Annotated in this window: 14 protein-coding genes; 7 read left to right on the forward strand and 7 right to left on the reverse strand. The window is 65.6% G+C overall.

Going from position 1 to position 16,478, the window contains the following annotated elements:
- Positions 1-227: 227 nt before the first annotated feature.
- Complete coding sequence (gene metH / locus SLQ31_RS13845) at positions 228-3,890, forward strand: methionine synthase (RefSeq protein WP_319434640.1); 3,663 nt, start codon at positions 228-230, stop codon at positions 3,888-3,890.
- On the opposite strand, the gene SLQ31_RS13850 is transcribed toward metH, so the two are convergent.
- The 3 genes from SLQ31_RS13850 to gnd are packed head-to-tail and all read right to left on the reverse strand — an operon-like array spanning position 3,887 to position 8,948.
- Entirely contained in the window at positions 3,887-6,538 is a 2,652-nt protein-coding gene (locus SLQ31_RS13850) for an MGH1-like glycoside hydrolase domain-containing protein (protein ID WP_319433483.1), read from the reverse strand. The genes metH and SLQ31_RS13850 overlap by 4 nt on opposite strands.
- Positions 6,535-7,935, reverse strand: a complete 1,401-nt coding sequence (gene zwf, locus SLQ31_RS13855; protein ID WP_319433485.1) for a glucose-6-phosphate dehydrogenase — start codon at positions 7,933-7,935, stop codon at positions 6,535-6,537. Before zwf ends, SLQ31_RS13850 begins: the two co-directional genes overlap by 4 nt.
- Positions 7,935-8,948: a phosphogluconate dehydrogenase (NAD(+)-dependent, decarboxylating) gene (gene gnd / locus SLQ31_RS13860; RefSeq protein ID WP_319434642.1), complete on the reverse strand. Its 1,014-nt coding sequence runs from the start codon at positions 8,946-8,948 to the stop codon at positions 7,935-7,937. The genes zwf and gnd overlap by 1 nt, the downstream gene beginning before the upstream one ends.
- Positions 8,949-9,057: 109 nt before the next feature.
- Here gnd and SLQ31_RS13865 point away from each other — a divergent pair, with 109 nt between their 5' ends.
- Positions 9,058-9,741 carry an HAD family phosphatase gene (locus SLQ31_RS13865; protein ID WP_319433487.1) on the forward strand — a complete coding sequence of 228 codons (684 nt, stop codon included), beginning with the start codon at positions 9,058-9,060 and terminating at the stop codon, positions 9,739-9,741.
- A 102-nt stretch (positions 9,742-9,843) separates the two neighbouring features.
- Complete coding sequence (locus SLQ31_RS13870; protein WP_319433489.1) at positions 9,844-11,355, forward strand: sugar porter family MFS transporter; 1,512 nt, start codon at positions 9,844-9,846, stop codon at positions 11,353-11,355.
- A gap of 4 nt (positions 11,356-11,359) precedes the next feature.
- Here SLQ31_RS13870 and SLQ31_RS13875 read toward each other — a convergent pair whose 3' ends face one another.
- Positions 11,360-11,947 (reverse strand): hypothetical protein, encoded by a 588-nt coding sequence (locus SLQ31_RS13875; protein ID WP_319433491.1) that lies wholly within the window; start codon positions 11,945-11,947, stop codon positions 11,360-11,362.
- Between the two features lie 54 nt (positions 11,948-12,001).
- Here SLQ31_RS13875 and SLQ31_RS13880 point away from each other — a divergent pair, with 54 nt between their 5' ends.
- The 4 genes from SLQ31_RS13880 (at position 12,002) to SLQ31_RS13895 (ending at position 15,069) form a co-directional block, all read left to right on the forward strand.
- Positions 12,002-12,283 carry a phosphoribosyl-ATP diphosphatase gene (locus SLQ31_RS13880; RefSeq protein WP_319433493.1) on the forward strand — a complete coding sequence of 94 codons (282 nt, stop codon included), beginning with the start codon at positions 12,002-12,004 and terminating at the stop codon, positions 12,281-12,283.
- A gap of 9 nt (positions 12,284-12,292) precedes the next feature.
- Positions 12,293-13,147 (forward strand): ATP phosphoribosyltransferase, encoded by an 855-nt coding sequence (gene hisG / locus SLQ31_RS13885; protein WP_319433495.1) that lies wholly within the window; start codon positions 12,293-12,295, stop codon positions 13,145-13,147.
- Between the two features lie 69 nt (positions 13,148-13,216).
- Complete coding sequence (locus tag SLQ31_RS13890) at positions 13,217-13,699, forward strand: DUF4126 family protein (protein ID WP_319433497.1); 483 nt, start codon at positions 13,217-13,219, stop codon at positions 13,697-13,699.
- Entirely contained in the window at positions 13,696-15,069 is a 1,374-nt protein-coding gene (locus SLQ31_RS13895) for an FAD-containing oxidoreductase (RefSeq protein ID WP_319433499.1), read from the forward strand. The genes SLQ31_RS13890 and SLQ31_RS13895 overlap by 4 nt, the downstream gene beginning before the upstream one ends.
- Here SLQ31_RS13895 and SLQ31_RS13900 read toward each other — a convergent pair.
- From SLQ31_RS13900 to SLQ31_RS13910, 3 genes are read right to left on the reverse strand one after another with little or no spacing between them, the layout of a single operon-like run.
- Positions 15,062-15,658: a flavodoxin family protein gene (locus SLQ31_RS13900; RefSeq protein WP_319433501.1), complete on the reverse strand. Its 597-nt coding sequence runs from the start codon at positions 15,656-15,658 to the stop codon at positions 15,062-15,064. The genes SLQ31_RS13895 and SLQ31_RS13900 overlap by 8 nt on opposite strands.
- Complete coding sequence (locus tag SLQ31_RS13905) at positions 15,652-16,167, reverse strand: SRPBCC family protein (protein WP_319433503.1); 516 nt, start codon at positions 16,165-16,167, stop codon at positions 15,652-15,654. Before SLQ31_RS13905 ends, SLQ31_RS13900 begins: the two co-directional genes overlap by 7 nt.
- A complete protein-coding gene (locus SLQ31_RS13910; protein ID WP_319433505.1) occupies positions 16,164-16,478 on the reverse strand; it encodes a metalloregulator ArsR/SmtB family transcription factor in 315 nt (104 codons plus the stop codon). Before SLQ31_RS13910 ends, SLQ31_RS13905 begins: the two co-directional genes overlap by 4 nt.

Genomic DNA, 16,478 nt, shown 5'->3' on the forward strand with positions numbered 1-16,478 from the left:
GTCGATCGGGTGACGACGTAGACTTTTCTGGTCGAGAGGCGTTGCAACGGACATTCTCGGAGGGCCTGGGGCCCTCCCTGGTATCCGCCACGCTCGGCAGAGTTAAGGACGCCTTCCGCTACCTACGGAAGGAGTGCCCTGTGAACGCCGCTAAGCCAGATCTGCCTGGGCCGAATATCCGCCCGGACTGCACCGATGAGCTGACCGCAGCTCTGCGCCAGCGGATCATGGTGATCGACGGCGCGATGGGCACGGCGATCCAGCGGGACCGGCCGGACGAGGACGGATACCGAGGCGACCGGTTCAGCGAGTGGCCGACCGCCCTCCAGGGCAACAACGACCTGCTGACCCTGACGCAGCCGCAGATCATCGAGGGAATCCACCGCGAGTACCTCGAGGCGGGCGCCGACATCCTGGAGACCAACACGTTCAACGCGAACGCGGTCTCACTCTCCGACTACGACATGCACGAACTGGCCTACGAGCTCAACTACGCCGGCGCAGCCCTGGCCCGTAAGGCCGCCGACGAGTTCAGCACCCCGGACAAGCCCCGCTACGTCGCCGGCGCCATCGGGCCGACGACGCGTACCGCGTCGATCTCGCCGGACGTCAACGACCCCGGAGCCCGCAACGTCTCCTACGACCAGCTGGTTGCTGCTTACCTCGAAGCCGCCAACGGCCTGGTCGACGGTGGTGCCGACCTCCTCATCATCGAGACGATCTTCGATTCGCTGAACGCGAAGGCGGCGGTGTTCGCCGTCGAGACGCTGTTCGAGGAGCGTGGACGCCGCTGGCCGCTGATCATCTCGGGAACCATCACCGACGCGTCGGGCCGGACGTTGTCCGGTCAGGTCACCGAAGCGTTCTGGAATGCGATCCGGCACGCGCGGCCGCTCGCGGTCGGCCTCAACTGTGCCCTTGGCGCACCGGAGATGAGGCCCTACATCGCCGAGGTGGCGCGGATCTCCGACACGTTCGTCTCCTGCTACCCGAACGCCGGCCTGCCCAACGCCTTCGGCGAGTACGACGAATCCCCGGAGGCTCAGGCCGGCTACATCGCCGAATTCGCCGAGGCCGGCCTGGTCAACCTGGTCGGCGGGTGCTGCGGAACGGCACCGCCACACATCGCCGAGATCGCGAAGGTCGTCGAGGGCAAGTCACCGCGCGAGCTGCCGGAGATCCCAGTGGCCACCCGACTCTCGGGCCTGGAGCCGCTCAACATCACCGACGATTCGCTGTTCGTGAACATCGGTGAGCGCACCAACATCACCGGCTCCGCCCGGTTCCGCAACCTGATCAAGGCCGAGGACTACGACACCGCCCTGTCGGTGGCCCTGCAGCAGGTCGAGGTCGGTGCGCAGGTCATCGACATCAACATGGACGAGGGCATGATCGACGGCGTCGCCGCGATGGACCGGTTCACCAAGTTGATCGCCTCCGAGCCGGACATCAGCCGCGTCCCGGTGATGATCGACTCCTCCAAGTGGGAGGTCATCGAGGCGGGCCTGAAGAACGTGCAGGGCAAGCCGATCGTCAACTCGATCTCCATGAAGGAGGGCGAGGAGAAGTTCATCCGCGAGGCACGGCTGTGCCGTAAGTACGGCGCCGCCGTCGTCGTGATGGCCTTCGACGAGCAGGGGCAGGCCGACAACCTGGAGCGCCGCAAGGAGATCTGCGGGCGCGCTTACCGGATCCTGACCGAAGAGGTCGGCTTCCCGGCCGAGGACATCATCTTCGACCCGAACTGCTTCGCGCTGGCGACCGGTATCGAGGAGCACGCGACCTACGGGATCGACTTCATCGAGGCCTGCTCCTGGATCAAGGAGAACCTCCCCGGCGTGCACATCTCCGGCGGCATCTCCAACGTGTCGTTCTCGTTCCGGGGCAACAACCCGGTCCGCGAGGCGATCCACGCGGTGTTCCTGTTCCACGCCATCAAGGCCGGTCTGGACATGGGCATCGTCAACGCCGGTGCGCTGGTGCCCTACGACTCGATCGACCCCGAGCTGCGGGAGCGGATCGAGGATGTCGTCCTGAACCGTCGCGAGGACGCGGCCGAACGACTCCTGGAGATCGCGGAACGGTTCAATAGCTCGGAGAAGGCCGACGATCCGGTCGCCGCGGAGTGGCGCAGCCTCCCGGTCCGCGAGCGGATCACGCACGCCCTGGTCAAGGGCATCGACGCGAACGTCGATGCCGACACCGAGGAATTGCGGGCCGAGATCGAGGGCGCCGGTGGTCGCCCGATCGAGGTGATCGAAGGCCCGCTGATGGACGGCATGAACGTCGTCGGAGACCTCTTCGGCGCGGGCAAGATGTTCCTTCCCCAGGTCGTGAAGTCGGCCCGGGTGATGAAAAAGGCTGTCGCGTATCTGCTGCCCTACATCGAGGCGGAGAAGGAGCAGAACGGCACCGCCGCAAGCAAGGACACCAACGGCACGATCATCATGGCGACGGTCAAAGGCGACGTCCACGACATCGGCAAGAACATCGTCGGAGTTGTCCTGCAGTGCAACAACTATGAGGTGATCGACCTCGGTGTGATGGTGCCCGCCCAGAAGATCCTGGACGCGGCCAAGGAGCACAACGCCGACATCATCGGTCTGTCCGGTCTGATCACCCCGTCGCTCGACGAGATGGTCAACTTCGCCGTCGAGATGGAGCGTCAGGGCCTGCAGATCCCGCTGCTGATCGGTGGCGCCACCACCTCGCGCGCGCACACGGCCGTGAAGGTGTCGCCGCGTCGGTCCGGTCCGGTGGTCTGGGTCAAGGACGCGTCCCGCTCGGTTCCGGTCGCTGCCGCGCTGCTCGACGACAAGCAGCGTCCGGCCCTGCTGGAGGCCACCGAGAAGGATTACGCATCCCTTCGTGAACGGCACGCCCAGAAGAGCGAACGGCCGATGCTGACGCTGGAGAAGGCCCGCGCGAACCGCACGCCGATCGAGTGGGACGGCTACACGCCGCCGGTGCCCGCCCAGGGCGTCGGCGTTCGGGAGTTTCTCGACTACGACATCGCGGAGCTGCGCGAGTACATCGACTGGCAGCCATTCTTCAACGCCTGGGAGATGAAGGGCCGCTTCCCCGACATCCTCAACAACCCGGTCTCGGGCGAGACGGCCCGCAAGCTGTACGACGACGCCCAGGAGATGCTCGACACCCTGATCAAGGAGAAGTGGCTGACGGCCAACGGGGTGATCGGGTTCTTCCCCGCGAACGCCGTCGGTGACGACGTCGAGGTCTACACCGACGAGTCCCGCACTGAGGTGCTGCGCACGTTGCGCAACCTGCGCCAGCAGGGCGAGCACCGGGATGGCATCCCGAACCGGTCGCTTGGCGATTTCATCGCCCCCAAAGAAACGGGCCTCCGGGACTACGTCGGCGCCTTCGCGGTCACCTCGGGGCTCGGCAGCGCAGACAAGATCGTCGAGTTCAAGAAGGCCAACGACGACTACAACGCGATCCTGCTGGAGTCGATCGCCGACCGGCTGGCCGAGGCGTTCGCCGAACGGCTGCACCAACGAGTCCGCAAGGAGTTCTGGGGATTTCAGCCCGACGAGCAGCTCGACAACGAGGCGCTCATCGCGGAGAAGTACTTAGGCATCCGCCCAGCTCCGGGCTACCCGGCCTGCCCGGAGCACACCGAGAAGGCGACGCTCTGGGAGTTGATGGACGTCAAGGAGCGCACCGGCATCGAGCTGACCGAGTCGATGGCGATGTGGCCTGGTGCCGCCGTCAGCGGCTGGTACTTCTCGCATCCGCAGTCGCAGTACTTCGTGGTCGGCCGGATAGCCCAGGACCAGGTCGCCGACTACGCGAAGCGCAAGGGCTGGACCCTCAAGGAAGCCGAGCGCTGGCTCGGCCCCAACCTGGGCTACAACCCGGAAGACTAGGTTCTGAAGTACAGCTTTCCGCGGAACTGGAGCAGCAGGGCGATGGTCGCTGTCCAGCCGGTCTGGTGACTGGCTCCCAGCCCCCGGCCGGTGTCCCCGTCGAAGTACTCGTGGAACGGAATCAGATCACGCCAGTGCGGGTCGGTCTGGAAATACTCGTTGTCCCCGAACACCGCTCGCCGGCCAGTCTCGTCGCGGACCAAGAGGCCGCTGAGTTGCCGGGCCAATCGGTCGCCCACTTCGTGCAGGGAAACCTCGTCGGCCGAGCCCGCCGGATCGGGAACGCGGTAGGTGTCGCCGAGGAACCGGGCGTAGGAGTTGAGCGCTTGCACCATAAGGAAATTGGTCGGCAACCAGACCGGCCCGCGCCAATTGGAGTTGCCGCCGAACATCCGGCTGCGTGACTCGGCCGGCTGATAGTTGACGACATAATCCGCACCGTCGGCGTGGTAGGTGTACGGGTGGTCGCGATGATATTGCGACAGAGAGCGAATTCCGTTGGGGGAGAGGAACTGTTCAGGGTCCAGTACCCGCTCCAAGATCTTCGTGAGCCGGTCCTGGTGGACGACGCCGATCATGAGATGCGTGCCGTCACCGCCGCTCATCACCAACTGAACATCGTCGGCGGTGTGCTCGTAGGTTCGCGCCAGCGCTTCCAGACAGTATTCGATAGTCGATACCACTTCAGTCGCACTGAGGGGAATGGCAATCGCCGCGAACAACGGGACGATCGCCTGAATGGAGAACACTTCCAGCGATCTGCTTGTGCCATCCGGCATCTCGATGACGTCGTGGTAAAAGTTTGTGCCGTCGTTCCAGAAACTGACCCGATAGGTGCCCTTCTCCAGCGAGTTGGCGACCAGCCACGCATCCCACACCCACCGGTTGAACATGTCGGTGTAGCTCGGATCCTGGTGGGACAGTTCGATCGCCATCTCCAACAGGTGGAATATCAGTGCCGCCATCCACGCGGTGCCGTCGACCTGAGCGAGTTCACCACCGGTCGGGAGCGGCTCGTCGCGGTCGAACACCCCGATGTTGTCCATGCCGAGGAACCCGCCGCCGAACACGCCCCGGTTCGTGTCGTCCTTCTGATTCAGCCACCACATCGCGTTGAGGGTCGCCGACCGGTATGCGGTGGCCAAGAAATCCCAGTCCCCGACACCCGTGCGCAGTTGGTCGAGTTGGTAGATCTGCCAGGCCGCCCAGGCGTGCACGGGTGGGTTGGTATCGCCGAACTTCCATTCGTACGCCGGGATCTGGCCGTGGGGATGCTGTGCGGTGGAATCGTGCAGCACGAGCACTTGCGCCTTGGCGAACTCCGGATCGATGAGCGCCATGGCGAGGCAGTGGAACGCCAGATCCCAGGCGGCGAACCAGGGATACTCCCACGCGTCGGGCATCAGGATGACATCACTGACGGCAAAGTGTTGCCAGTCCCTGTTGCGGCCGGCCCAGCGTTCACGCGGTGGTTTCGGCTGTGCCGGATCGCCTTTGAGCCAGCGCCGCACGGCATAGTTGTAGAACTGCTTGCACCACAGCAATCCGGCGAATGCCTGACGCTGCACCAGCAGTTCATCGTCGCTCAGGTCCGTTGCGGCGATCTCGAGGTAGAACTCGTCGGCCTCGCGTTGACGGTCTGCCAGCACCACATCGACGCGGCCGGGCGGATCGGCCGCCTCGGTGGCGGCGAAACATACAGTGACGGTCAAGGTTTCGCCCGATTGCAGCGTCGTCGAAACGTGCGCGGCGACCTTGCTGCCCTCGTCCGCGTCGACGGCTTCGGAGATCCCGTTGACGACGTAGTCGTTGATACCGTCCTTGGTGGTGGCCGATGTGTTGGCCGATCCGAACAACAGGCGGTTGTTGGTCTCGTTCTCGCAAAACACCAATCGCGGAGTGTCCTCGGCCGACGTGGTGACCGTGAACCACCGCTGGCCGAGCTTCGGGTGCCAGGTGCGGGCCGCGCCGTCACCGCAGGCGGTGATCCGCGGCCGTAGTTGATCCGGGTCCCACGACCAGGTGTTGCGATACCAGAGCTGGGGAAGCACGTGGATCGGTGCGGCGTCAGGCCCCCGGTTGGTCACCGTGATCCGGCAGTAGACGTCCTCGGGGCCGTCCTTGGCGTAGGCCACGTCGACGTCGAAATAGCGTTGCTCCAGCCATTGTTCGCGCAGTGCGTCGAACAATTCGTACTCGTCATCCTCGGGTCCGCGCTGCTGATTGGTGTGCAGCAGGTCCTCATACGGAAACGGGGCTTGCGGATACTTGTAGACCATGGACGCGTAGGCGTGGGTGGGCAGGTTGTCGGTATAGAACCAATAGTCCTTGACGTCCTCGCCGTGGTTGCCCTCCTCGTTGGCCACCCCGTAGGGCCGCTCCTTGAGGATGGTGTCGCGTCCGTTCCACAGCGCGACACCCAGACAGATGGTCTGCTCGTCATCACACCAGCCCGCGAGGCCGTCCTCACTCCACCGATACGCCCTGCTGTGCGCGTGGTCGAACGGGAAGTACGCCCACGCGTCACCGTCGGCGCTGTAGTCCTCCCGGACTGTGCCCCAGGCGCGCTCGCTCAGGTAGGTTCCCCAGCGGCGCCACGGCGACAGCCCGGCGTTAGCCTCGTCGAGGCGGTTCTGCTCGGCTGTCACTTCTGCGCTGGCAGCCAGGGTTCACGCCAGGCGGGGAATCCGGCGACCAATGCGTTGGCCCCCGACGGTCCCCACGAACCCGGCTGATAGATCTCGACCGGCGGCGGAGATTCCAGTAGCGGCTCCACGACCCGCCAGGTCTCCTCGACGCCGTCCTCCCGGATGAACTGGCTGGAATCGCCATGCATGGCATCCCCGAGCAGACGCTCGTAGGGTTCGGGTGCGTCGGCCATTTCGTCGGCGAACACCAGGCAGAGGTTGACGGCGCGAGTGGCGTCGGCACCGGATTCTTTGGCCTGCAGCACGAAATCCACGCCGGGGCTGGGATCGATCCGGAAGATGAACTCGTTCTGCTCATTGATCTTCGGCAGGAACGGCAGTGCCGGCGGTCGCTTGAAGATGATCCGAATCTCGGTGGCCCGCACCGGAAGCGCCTTGCCTGCCCTGATGAAGAACGGCACACCCGACCAGCGCCAGTTGTCGATATAGAGCTTCAGCGCGGTGAAGGTCTCGGTTTGGGAGTCTGGCGCGACACCGTCGACGTCCAGGTAACCGGCGTACTGGCCGCGCACGTAGTGCTTGGGGTCGACGGGGCGGATCGACTTGAACAGCTCGACCCGTTTGTCCCGGAAGCCATCCGGTCCGCCGCTCGACGGTTCGGCCGCGATCAGCCCGATCAGTTGCAGCAGATGGTTTTGCACGACATCGCGTAACGCGCCGACCGGATCGTAGAAGTGGCCGCGATCGTCGACTCCGAAGTTCTCGGCCATCGTGATCTGCACGGCCTCGATCCGGTCGCGATTCCATATTGGCTCGATGATCGAGTTGGAGAACCGGATGTAGCGGATGTCCATCGCCGGTTCCTTGCCAAGGAAGTGGTCGATGCGGTAGATCTGCCACTCTTGCAGGTGGGCACTCAACTGATCGTTGAGCGCCTTGGCCGACGAAAGGTCATGCCCGAAGGGCTTTTCCACCACCACCCGGGCGTTCGCGGTGAGACCGGCGCCGGCCAGGCCGTCGACTACCCGACCGAACAGGAACGGCGGAATCTCCAGATAGAACACCGGATTCGTGCACCCGGTGATGGCTGCGGCCACCTTGTCGTAGGTCGCCGGCTCGGCGAAATCACCGGACACCATCGACAGCCGGGCCGCGAATCGCGCGAAGACGTCGTCGTCCACCGTCTCGCCGGTGGCCTCGATGGCGGCTCTGGCGTGTTCCCGCAGCGTGTCGGCGGACCAATCGTCAAGCGCCACGCCGACGATCGGGCAGTCGAGCAGTTTGCGCCGCTCCAACCGGTACAGCGACCGGAAGGTCATCTTCCTTGCCAGGTCTCCGGTGATGCCGAAGACCACCAGAACATCGGCGGCAGCGAGCTTTTGAGTGCTCACCGGCATCACTTCTTCTCCGCGTGGCCGCCGAACTCGCTGCGCATGGCCGAACAGATCTGGTCGGTGAACGCGCCGAGCTCGCGGGATTGGAAGCGCTCGTAGAGCGCGGTGGTGATGACCGGGGCGGGGATACCTTCATCGACAGCGGCGAGCACCGTCCACCGTCCTTCGCCGGAATCGGATACCCGGCCCGAGAACTGGTCGAGATCGGGGGAGGCGGCGAACGCGTCTGCGATGAGGTCGACCAGCCAGGATCCCACCACCGATCCGCGGCGCCAGACCTCGGCGACCTCGCCGACGTTCATGTCGTACTGGTAGGCCCAGGGATCGCGCAGCGGGGTGGTCTCGGCGTCGATCACGCGATCCACCTTGCCGGCATTGGCGTGCTTGATGATGCTGAGCCCTTCGGCGATGGCCGCCATCATCCCGTACTCGACACCGTTGTGAACCATCTTCACGAAGTGCCCGGCGCCGTTGGGGCCACAGTGCAGGTAGCCCTCGGGCGCGGTGCCGACCGCGTCCGCCGCCCGGCTCGGGGTGGGTTCAGCGGTGCCGATCCCCGGCGCGATGGTGTTGAAGATCGGATCGAGGCGGTTGACCACGTCGGTCTCTCCGCCGATCATCAGGCAGTAGCCGCGGTCCAGCCCCCACACGCCGCCGCTGGTACCGACATCGACGTAATGCAGACCACTCTCGGCGAGCTTCTGCGCCCGGGTGATGTCGTCGCGGTAGTACGAGTTGCCGCCGTCGATCACGGTGTCCCCGGGCGCCAGCAGCGGGACGAGGGCATCGAGGGTCGAGTCGACGATCGCGGCGGGCAGCATCAGCCAGATGGCACGCGGACCGTCGAGCTTGCCGACGAACTCGTCGAGGGTGGCGGCGCCGGTGGCGCCTTCGGCTGCCAATTCGCTGACTGCTGCGGCGTTCACGTCGTAGACGACGCAACTGTGTCCGTCCCGCATCAGCCGTCGAACCAGGTTCGCCCCCATCCGTCCCAAGCCGATCATGCCGAGTTGCATCGGTGCCGCACTGACCACGTTGTTTCCCCTTAAGTGTGTGGTCGCCACCCTAGTGGAGCAAACTGTCAACGATTCGAAGTCAGCACATGTTGCATGGCACAATCGTGCGGTGCGAGCGGTCTTGTGGGATATGGACGGCACCCTCGTCGACTCCGAAAAGCTGTGGGACGTCGCGATCAACGAGCTGTACTCCCGGTATGGCCGAGTGCTGGCCCCCGAGGTCCGCGATGCCACGGTGGGCGGTTCGGCCGACGGCGTGATCCGAATCGTGTTCGACGATCTGGGTCTGGACCCGGACCCGGAGCGGATGGCCGAGGTTGCCGACTGGATGCACGACTATGTCGGTGAATTGTTCACGACCGGGCTGCCGTGGTGCCCCGGTGCCCGGGAACTGCTCGACGCGCTCCTGGCCGCCGGCGTGCCGATGGCATTGGTGACCAACACCCGCCGAGAACTGACCGAGAACGCGCTGAATAGCATTGGCAGACAATATTTCTCGGTCACCGTCTGCGGTGACGAGGTGCCAGAAGGCAAGCCCGCCCCCGACGTCTACCTGCGTGCAGCCGAACTGCTCGGTGTGCCCGCAGGTGATTGCCTGGCGATCGAGGATTCGGTCACCGGCACCGCGGCCGCCGAAGCGGCGGGCTGCCCGGTGTTGGTGGTGCCCAACGAGGTCGAGGTACCCGACTCCCCGCGCCGGCACCACGCGTCGTCGCTCGCTGAGCTGAGGCTGCCGCAGCTGCGGCAGATCTACGCGGACTTGCAGCTCGGCCTCGGCGAACGCTCGGCCTGAACCGCTGATTTCGTCGGGCGATACTGCCCGATCGCGGCACTCAATTGTGCAATCGTGGAACTCGACAGACAGACCTCACGCAGTGTTGCGAAAGGAAGCCTCATGGCTGGTCAGGGTCCCCCGGCCGACGACTCGACGTCGGTGATTAGCGACGACGATTTCTCGTCGGGCAAGAGCGCCGTCAGGATTGCCTCGGTCGCCGCACTCGGCGGCCTGCTGTTCGGCTACGACAGCGCCGTGATCAACGGCGCGAACGACGCCATCCAGAAGATCTACGGTATCGGTGACATCGAGCTGGGAATCGCCGTGGCTTCCGCGCTTCTCGGCGCCGCTGCGGGCGCGATGACGGCGGGCCGGATCGCCGACCGTATCGGCCGCATCGCGGTGATGAAGATCGCCGCCATCTTCTTCCTGATCAGCGCCATCGGCACCGGTCTGGCTCCAGGGCCGGACTCGATGGGGTCGGCAGGCATCTGGTGGATCGTGGCCTTCCGGGTCATCGGCGGCATCGGCGTCGGCATCGCTTCGGTGATCGCACCCGCTTACATCGCCGAGACCTCCCCGCCCAGTATCAGGGGCCGGCTGGGCTCACTGCAGCAGCTTGCGATCGTGTCCGGCATATTCCTGTCCTTTGCCATCAACTGGGTGCTGCAGCGCATCGCATGTGGATCGGCGAAGGATTGCACTGCGCAGCAAGAACTTTGGCTTGGCATGGGCGCCTGGCGGTGGATGTTCATCGTGATGGCGGTGCCGGCAATCGTCTACGGATTGCTTGCGTTCACCATCCCGGAGTCCCCGCGCTATCTGGTTGCCACTCATAAGATTCCGGAAGCTCGCAAGGTGCTGACCACGCTGCTTGGCGGCAAGAACCTCGAGATCACCATCAGCCGGATCCAGGAGACCCTCGAGCGCGAAGACAAGCCATCGTGGCGTGACCTCAAGAAGCCGACCGGTGGCCTCTACGCCATCGTCTGGGTCGGCCTCGGGCTGTCCGTCTTCCAGCAGTTCGTCGGCATCAACGTGATCTTCTACTACTCCAACGTGCTGTGGCAGGCCGTCGGGTTCAGCCCCGACGATTCGGCGAAGTGGACGGTGATCGGCTCGATCGTGAACGTGGCGACGACGCTGATTGCCATCGCGTTGATCGACAAGATCGGGCGCAAGCCGCTGCTGCTCATCGGTTCGTCGGGTATGGCCGTCACGCTGATCACGATGTCGATCATCTTCGCCAACGCCGTCCTCGGCGCCGATGGAAAGCCGAGCCTTCCGGGTGCCTCCGGCGTGATTGCGTTGATCGCGGCGAACCTGTTCATCGTCGCGTTCGGGATGTCGTGGGGTCCGGTGGTCTGGGTGCTGCTCGGCGAGATGTTCCCCAACCGCATCCGGGCCGCCGCGCTGGGTCTGGCCGCGGCCGGCCAGTGGGCGGCGAACTGGTTGATCACGGTGACGTTCCCCGGACTGCGTGAGCACCTGGGTCTGGCGTACGGCTTCTACGGGCTGTGCGCGATCCTGTCGGGAGTGTTCGTGTGGAAGTGGGTCATGGAGACCAAGGGCGTCTCGCTGGAGGACATGCACGCCGAGGTGCTGCACGTGGACAAATCCGCGCCAGCCTGACCCGCTAGGGCACGTCGGTGTACTGCCAGCTCACCCCGGTGTTCGAGAACGTGAACCCCTTGCCGGTCTGCTCGCTCACACAGGAGATGCCGACGTCCTGCTGAGTGTTGCAGTGGAATCCGGCGGCCGCGAGGATCTTGTTGAACGGCAAGGTCTTCGTCGTCCCCGACGGTTGCTTGACCTGATCGGCGGGCACCGCGGCGAATTGAGGGTCGTCGAGTGTGCGCACCACGATGGAGTTGGGGGCGACGTTCTGCCCGGCCTCGTCGGTCACGGTCTGAGGCGCACCCGTGACGCCGATGCGTCCGGTGCCGGTGCTCGACTGACAGCCGGCCCACGTGCGGGGCACGATCACACAACGCCAGCTGCCGCTCGGGCTGGTGAAGTAGTAGCCCGAGCGGACGTCGTCGGTCCTGGTGTAATAGTCGAACGCATTGACCAATTTGTCGTTGCTGGGCCGCACTAAAGATGTCGTAGGAGTCGCCGACGCCGTTTGCTGGCCGGTCTCGCTGGTGGTGACGATCGGATTCGAGCAGGCGGTGAGTGCGAGGGCGACGGCACCCACCATCGTCGTTGCCCGGGATCCTCGCACGAGACGCCAGACTAGTCCCTGACCGGAAACCGCCGTGACGGCGCGTCGGCCCGCATGGAACAATCGCAGGCCGTGAAGACCTTCGAGGATTTGTTCGCTGAACTGGGGGAGCGTGCCCGCACTCGACCCGCGGGCAGCGCCACCGTCGCCGCGCTCGATGCCGGCGTGCACACCCTCGGGAAGAAGATCCTCGAAGAGGCCGGTGAAGTGTGGCTGGCCGCCGAGCACGAATCCGACGAGGCCCTGGCCGGAGAGATCAGCCAGCTGCTGTATTGGACTCAGGTGCTGATGGTCGCGCGCGGCCTGACCCTCGACGACATCTACCGAAAGCTCTAGGTGACTGCCATGTTGCGTGTTGCCGTCCCCAACAAGGGCGCCCTCTCCGAATCCGCCGCCGAGATCCTGTCGGAGGCCGGCTATCGACGCCGCACCGACCCGAAGGACCTGACCGTCATCGACCCGGTCAATGGGGTCGAGTTTTTCTTCCTGCGGCCCAAGGACATCGCGATCTACGTCGGCTCCGGTCAGCTCGACTTCGGCATCACCGGCCGGGACCTGGCCGCCGAGGCTGACGCCCCGGTGGACGAGCGGCTGGCCCTCGGCTTCGGGTCCTCCACCTTCCGCTACGCCGCCCCGGCCGGCCGGGAGTGGACCGTCGCGGATCTGGCCGGCAAGCGGATTGCCACCGCCTATCCGAACCTGGTCCGGAAAGACTTGGCTAGCAAGGGAATCGAAGCGACGGTCATCCGGCTCGATGGTGCCGTCGAGATCTCGGTGCAGCTGGGTGTGGCTGACGCGATCGCCGACGTGGTGGGCTCCGGACGCACGTTGCGGCTGCACGATCTGGTGGCTTTCGGTGACTCGCTGTGTGATTCGGAAGCGGTGCTGATCGAGCGGGCCGGCAACGGCGACGATCCCAACCGGGCCGCACGCGACCAATTGGCCGCGCGCGTACAGGGTGTGGTGTTCGGCCAGCTGTATCTGATGCTCGACTACGACTGCCCGCGTTCGCTACTCGATCGCGCCACCAAGATCACTCCCGGCCTGGAGTCGCCGACCATCGCGCCGCTGGCCGATCCGGACTGGGTGGCGGTGCGCGCACTGGTGCCGCGGCGTGTGGTGAACGCGATCATGGACGAGCTCGCTGCCATCGGGGCCAAGGCGATTCTGGCTTCCGACATCAGGTTCTGCCGCTTCTGACGTTGGCCCGGCCCGCGGCGCGACTGCGTGTTAGCGTCCCTTTAGTTTCCGCCGGCCCGAAGGACCGCCATGACGCACGTTCTCGTTCTGTTGTTGGCCCTGCTGATCGGCGTGGTCGCCGGTCTCCGTGCCCTGACGGCCCCCGCAGTGGTGGCCTGGGGAGCGTTTCTGGGGTGGATCGACGTCAGCAACAAATGGTCGGAGTGGGTGGCTCACCCGATCACCGTGACGGTGCTGACCGTGCTGCTGTTCGTGGAGCTCGTCACCGATCAGCTGCCCAAGACACCCAGCCGCAAGAGCACTCCCCAGTTCGCCACCCGTCTGCTCACCGGTGCGTTCGCCGGCGCGGTCATCGGCAGTGCCTTCTTTCACACGTTCAGCTCGGTGGGCGCCGGCATCATCGGTGCCGTGCTGGGCACCCTTGGCGGCTATGAAGCACGCTCGCGGCTGGTGGCCGCCAACGGCGGTCGTGACCTGCCGGTCGCGATCGCCGAGGATGTCATCGCGGTGGGCGGTGGATTCCTGGTCGTCTACCTGACCAGCCTGCTGTGACGGCAACCCATTTCGATGCGATCGTCGTCGGCGCGGGGCAGGCCGGTCCGGCACTGGCCGGAAGACTGACGGAGGCGGGCCAGACCGTCGCGGTGATCGAGCGCAAACTCGTGGGCGGAACGTGCGTCAACTCCGGATGCATCCCCACCAAGACGCTGGTCGCCAGTGCGCACACCGCCCACAGTGCACGCCGAGGGGCCGACTACGGGGTGTCGACCGGCGATGTGTCCATCGACATGGCAAAGGTCAAGGCGCGCAAGGACGGAATCGTGCTCGGGGATCGCAGCGGCGTCGAGTCGTGGATCGAAGGGATGCCCGGCGGCACGCTGATCCGCGGCCACGCCCGCTTCGAGGATCCGCACACCATCCGTGTCGGCGACGACGTGCTGACGGCCAACCGGATCTTCCTCAATGTCGGTGGCCGCGCGGTGGTGCCGGATCTGCCCGGCCTGTCCGACATCGACTACCTGACCAATGTCGGCATCCTCGAACTCGACACGGTGCCCGAGCATCTGATCATCGTCGGTGGCAGTTATATCGGACTGGAATTCGCCCAGATGTATCGCCGGTTCGGCGCTCGGGTCACCGTGCTCGAGCGGGGTCCGCGCCTGACGCCACGCGAGGACGCGGACGTCTCGGCGGCCATCGAAGACATCCTCACCGCCGAAGGCATCACCGTCATCACCGGGGCTGACGGTCTGCGATTCACCAAGCGGGACAACGGCTTCGAGGTGACCCCGTCCGACGGTGCGCAGCCCATCGCCGGCTCACACCTGTTGGTGGCCGTGGGGCGTCAGCCCAACACCGATGACCTGGGACTGGAGCTGGCGGGAGTTGAGGTCGACGGCCGTGGTTACATCGTCGTCGACGACCAGTTGCGCACCAGCGCCGAGCACATCTGGGCGATGGGGGACTGCAACGGCAAGGGCGCCTTCACCCACACCTCCTACAACGACTTCGAGATCGTGGCCGCCAACCTGCTCGATGACGACCCGCGGCGGGTCAGCGACCGCGTGCCCACCTATGCCCTCTACATCGACCCGCCGCTGGGCCGCGCCGGCATGACCGTCGCGCAGGTCCGCGCCTCGGGGCGGCGGGCGCTGGTCGGCAAGCGGCCGATGACCAAGGTCGGCCGTGCGGTGGAAAAGGGTGAGACACAAGGCTTTATGCAGATCGTCGTCGACGCCGACACCGAAGAGATCCTCGGTGCGGCCATCCTCGGTGTCGGTGGTGACGAGGTCATTCATTCGATCCTCGACATCATGTCGGCCAAGAGGCCCTACACCGCGATTTCGCGGACCATGCACATCCACCCGACCGTCAGCGAGCTGGTGCCGACGATGCTGCAGGAGATGACCCCGCTCAGCTAGTGGTGCTCGCCGACGCGAGTCCGGCCAGGAGCTGACCCGTCACCGTGGCGACGCGTTGTCCGAGGTGCTCGCAGGTCCGTGCGTCGGCATCGTGCACGGCCGATGAGTCGGCGTCGACGTCGGTCGAGGCCCCGGCACCCAGCCAGAAGCCGAGTCGGTTCAGTTCGAATTCGCTTGCGCCGCTGGTGTTCCACCCCGCCGTCAGGCCAAGGTTGACCCAGTGCATGTGATGTTGGGCGGCGAACACGGCCAGGGCGCTGAGGGTCTGCAGCTTGTCCCCGGCCTTGGAGCCGGAGTTGGTGAAACCAGCGCCGACCTTGTCGCGCCAGGTGCCCTCCATGCAGCGCCTGCCGGTGCGCTCGGCGAAGGCCTGAAAGCCCGCCGACACATTGCCCATGTAGGTGGGGCAGCCGAAGATGATGGCGTCGGCGGCGTCGAGCGCCACCCAATCCCGATCGCCGACGGCGTCGACGGCGATCAGCTGCACGGCCGCGCCGGTCGACTCGGCTCCGCGTCCGACGGCCCGCGCCAGGGTCGCGGTGTGGCCGAAGCCCGAGTGGTATGCCACCACGACCCGGGGCGTCACCATCCTTGCCCGCCGTATGCGCTCTCGGCCACCTCGCGGTACCGCTCTTCCCAGTCGGGTATCTCGGTGGAAGACAGGTGGGCCTCCAGGCGATCCAGATAGGCATGGGTGCCGGGCCGAAAACCGTTGGCGCTACGGACTCCGAGTCCGCGATGACTGAACCGCAACAGGGTGCCCGGGGGATCGGAGTCGTCGGGCTGCAGCTCGTACCGCACGACGCCGGGTTCGACGATCCGCTGATTCCATTCGTGCTCGAATACATGCGGCGGGTCCCAGACCAGAATTCGTCCGGTCATCCGTTTGTTCTCGGCGGGAATCGGCGGTGCGGCGGGCACCATCTCGACGGTGCCGCCTTCGCGGCCGTCGATCGTGGTGTCACCCATCCACTGGCCGCGTTCGGCCGGATCGGTGATGGCTGCCCACACCCGCTCGATGGAATGCGGCAACCGGCGCTCGAAAGTCAGTACGGCCCGATCATTCTCGATGCTGATGCGGCCCTCACGGGTCGTCATGAGTCCTCCTGTGCGTCGTTCAGGTGTCGTTCGAGGGCGTCGAGGTGACTGGTCCAGAACTCGCGGTACTGCTCGATCCAGCTGTCGATGGCGACCAAGCCGTCCGCGCGCAGCGCATAGATCCGGCGCTGGGCATCGGGCCGGACCTCGACGAGGCCGACCTCGCGCAGGATGCGCAGGTGTCGCGACACCGAGGGCTGGGTCAAATCCGGCAGTGCCGCAACGAGTTCACCGGCGGTGCGATCTCCCGACGCCAGGGTGTCCAGCAGCACCCGGCGACTCGGTTCGGCGATCGCCTCAAAGACGTCCAC

It is taken from the genome of Mycobacterium sp. RTGN5 (genome assembly GCF_033804465.1).
In the GTDB taxonomy this organism is placed as follows: domain Bacteria; phylum Actinomycetota; class Actinomycetes; order Mycobacteriales; family Mycobacteriaceae; genus Mycobacterium.